Raw genomic sequence first — 3,804 nt, forward strand, 5'->3', positions numbered from 1 at the left:
TAATTAATTTTAATTAATTTTTATTAATTTTAATTTATTTTAATTATTTTTAATTTATTTTAATTTATTTTAATTAATTAATAAATTAACTAATTCTTTTTATCTTTTTTTTCAAAAAGGCTATAAAATCTATTTTTTATAATTTAATCATTTTTGTACACTATTATTCACATTATTTTAAATTATATTCATTTATTCTCTATTTATTTTCTATTTATTTTCTATTTATTTTTTATTTATTTCCTATTTATTTTCTATTTATTTTTTATTTATTTCCTATTTATTTTCTATTTTATTCGATTAGGCTTTATTTATGTAAATTTTCATTAATTTTTAAAATAGTTTAAATAGTATAAAAATTTAATATAACTATGTTATTATAACTTGTGTTAAGTTTAAATAATTAAAAGAAGATATATTATAACAATAGTTATTTAACTTATTGTTGATGATGTGGTATTTATGTTTGATGGTTTAAAAGACGAATTGACAGCTGCAAAAATGAGGGATCCTGCTGCAAGAAGTAGTTTAGAGATTCTTTGCTGTTATCCTGGAATTTGGGCTATTCTATTGCATAAATGGAATCATTGGCTTTGGACTCACCGCCTTCCATTTTGGGCAAGATTCTTTTCACAGTTATCAAGATTTTTAACCGGAATTGAAATTCACCCTGGTGCACAACTTGGAAAAAGGGTTTTCATAGACCATGGAATGGGTATCGTTATTGGTGAGACAGCTATTGTTGGTGATGATGTTTTAATTTATCAGGGAGTTGTTTTAGGCGGAACAAGTTTAAGTAAGGGAAAAAGACACCCTACCGTTGAAGATGCTGTGGTAATAGGATCAGGCGCTAAGGTTTTGGGAAACATTACTTTAGGACATTCCTCAAAAATTGGGGCAGGTGCCGTTGTATTAAATGATGTTCCTCCAGGAACTACTGCTGTAGGTGTACCAAGCAAAATTATTCAGGAGGAACGTAGCTGTGTAATGGATTTGGACCATGATTTCCCAGACCCTGTTGCAAATGCTATTGATTTATTATTGGAACGTCAAAACGAACTTGAAGAGCAAATTAATGTTTTAAATAAGAAACTCAATATTGAAAACTCTGAAATTACTAATGATTCAGACATTGAGGAAGTTTTCAAAAGTGATGACTGAATTTATGCATTTAAATTTTAAGGGGTTTTAAATTGAATTGATTTGTTTTTAATAAATTATTCAACTTTAATTTTAGATAATTGAATTGATTTGTTTTTAATAAATTATTCAACTTTGAATTTTAGATAATTGAATTTATTTCTTATTGAAGCTTAAATAATAATTTTAAACTTTAAATTTTATTATTTGTGATTTAAATAAATTTTTAACTTTAATTTTTATGATTTATAATTAAGTATATGATTAATGTGATATTGGAGGTATTTAATGAAACCACCTTGTGAGATGGTTGTATGGTATGTTATACCAGCAATACGATCTGAATTAGCAAAAGATTTGTTAAAATTAGGAATGAAACAAAAGAAGATTTCTGAATTAATGGATATTACTCAACCGGCTGTTTCTCAATATCTTACTGATAAAAGAGGTAGCGGCATTGAATTTAATGATGATGTAAAGGGATTAATTCAAGACTTCGCTAATGACTTAAATGAAGGTAAAGCAACTAAATTAGATATTATTCCACGTACTTGCTTTATTTGTAAAAGAATCAAAACCGAAGATGTTTTATGTCAAATCCATAAGGAAAAAGATCATATGCCTGCTGACTGTAAAGCATGTTTAGGTTCTGAAGCACATTGTTTATAATTAAGTAATATTAGTTAAATTTTAATTAATTTGATTTAGATTATTTAAGGCTTTTTAGCCTATTTGCTAAATGATCATGTTTTAGAATTTTTTTTATCTTGAAGGATTTAATTGACTTTTATTTTTAATCTAAATCGAGTTATTAATTCTTAACTAATTTTTTATATTTTTATTTACTCTTTGTAAATACTATTTTTTTAGAATTTTAAACTTTTAAACAGTCCTCTCTTTTCTTAGGATTGTTTTAGTTTTATGAAATGATTTAAATATGATTCTATTAAAATATAAAAAATAAAAATATATTTAAATTATATGTTATATAGATTTATTATGAATCAAGAAAATGTTCTTGATTAGAAATTAGTTATTATTTTCAATTTTATTAAATTATTATTAAAATTTATTAAATTATTCAGGCGATATAATGGAAGTTTATAGTACTATGTCAAGGGATAAAAAAGAGTTAAATACATTGTTTAAGGATAAGATTAAACTCTTTGTATGCGGCCCTACAGTTTATGATGATGCTCATATAGGTCATGGAAGAACCTATATCTCTTTTGATACCATTAAAAGATATTTGGAATTTAAAGGATACTCTGTATTTTATTTGCAAAATATTACAGATATTGATGATAAGATCATTAACCGTGCAAAAGAAAGCGGTGTTGATTCTAAATTATTGGCAGAAAAGTTCGAGAAAAGATTTATAGAAGATATGGCTGCTTTAAATGTAAAAAGTGTTAATTATTTTGCAAGAGCCACTGACCATATGGAAGAGATTTTGGATCAAATTCAAAGACTTATCGATAAGGGTTATGCTTATGTAACCGAAACAGGTGTCTATTTTGAAGTTGCCAAGTTCAAGGATTATGGAAAATTGGCAAATCGTAAGCTTGATGAACTTGAAACCCATAGGATAGATATTGACAGTTCCAAGAAAAGTCCAAATGACTTTGCATTATGGAAAAACAGGGAAGCTCCTGAATATGCAGGGGAACCTGTATGGGATTCTCCTTGGGGTAAGGGAAGACCTGGATGGCATATTGAAGATACAGCCATTACAGAAAAGTATTTCGGACCTCAATATGATATTCACGGTGGCGGACTTGACTTGATTTTCCCTCATCACGATTCTGAAATTGCACAGATGGAAGCGGTCTCAGGTAAGGAGCCTTTGGTTCAATATTGGATGCACACAGGATTTTTAAATGTTTCCGGTGAAAAGATGTCTAAATCTCTCGGTAACTTTATTACAATTAGGGATTTATTGAAGGAATATTCCGGTGAAACATTTAGATTGTTTGTTCTTGCCACCCATTATAGAAGTCCAATAGACTTTAGTGAAGTAAGTTTGCATCAGGCTGAAAAGAATGTCTCCAGAATTAAAAACTATTTGGAAACTCTTGATGAAAGGATTCAAGCTAAATTTGAAAGTGCAAATGTTTCAGATGACATTGCCCGACTTGCAGATTTAGAGGAAAATGAATTGTTTGAGGAATTGAATAATTTCAATTATTATGAGTCCAGTTATGATGTTCTCTCTGATGGTGTAAATGATTTCTTTGAAAGTATGGATGATGATTTCAGCACTCCAAAGGCAATTGCAGCTATTTTCTCATTTATTAAACAATCCAATAAGGACTTGGCTGAAGACAATATTATAATTGACGATCTTTTGGCAATTAAACATTGGTTTGCAGACATTTCCTACATTTTAGGGATTGATTTCTTTGATTATAAGGAAGAATCAAGTGGAAATGAAGTGGAATTGTTAAACATTATTGCTGACGTTCGTAAAAAGTTAAGAGCTGAAAAGCAATATGATTTGTCTGATGAAATAAGGGACAAATTAAATGAATTAGGTATTGAAGTAAGTGATTAATTTATTTTAATCCTTTTTTCTTTTTTTAATTTAATTCATTACATTATATTTAATGTTTTTTCTTTTTTTATTTTATAGATCGGAAGAGCGTCGTGTAGGGAAAGAGTGTA

3 protein-coding genes are annotated in these 3,804 nt (G+C 27.9%); all 3 read left to right on the plus strand.

Annotation, left to right across the window (positions count from 1 at the left end; genetic code table 11):
* The first annotated feature begins 462 nt into the window (after nt 1-462).
* The 3 genes from epsC (at nt 463) to cysS (ending at nt 3,694) form a co-directional block, all read left to right on the plus strand.
* Entirely contained in the window at nt 463-1,161 is a 699-nt protein-coding gene (gene epsC, locus Q0138_RS09260) for a serine O-acetyltransferase EpsC (RefSeq protein WP_297983832.1), read from the plus strand.
* Nucleotides 1,162-1,428: 267 nt separating this feature from the next.
* Nucleotides 1,429-1,809: a transcriptional regulator gene (locus Q0138_RS09265; RefSeq protein WP_297983835.1), complete on the plus strand. Its 381-nt coding sequence runs from the start codon at nt 1,429-1,431 to the stop codon at nt 1,807-1,809.
* Between the two features lie 424 nt (nt 1,810-2,233).
* On the plus strand, nt 2,234-3,694 hold the full coding sequence (gene cysS, locus Q0138_RS09270; protein ID WP_297983838.1) for a cysteine--tRNA ligase: 1,461 nt from the start codon (nt 2,234-2,236) through the stop codon (nt 3,692-3,694).
* The last annotated feature ends 110 nt before the right edge of the window (nt 3,695-3,804 follow it).

Source organism: uncultured Methanobrevibacter sp. (assembly GCF_937906425.1).
GTDB lineage: Archaea > Methanobacteriota > Methanobacteria > Methanobacteriales > Methanobacteriaceae > Methanobrevibacter.

Excerpts from the sequence above, each read along its gene's own strand:
- Q0138_RS09265 (WP_297983835.1), top strand. The coding sequence starts at position 1,429 with ATGAAACCACCTTGTGAGATGGTTGTATGGTATGTTATACCAGCAATA.
- cysS (WP_297983838.1), top strand. The coding sequence starts at position 2,234 with ATGGAAGTTTATAGTACTATGTCAAGGGATAAAAAAGAGTTAAATACA.
- epsC (WP_297983832.1), top strand. The coding sequence starts at position 463 with ATGTTTGATGGTTTAAAAGACGAATTGACAGCTGCAAAAATGAGGGAT.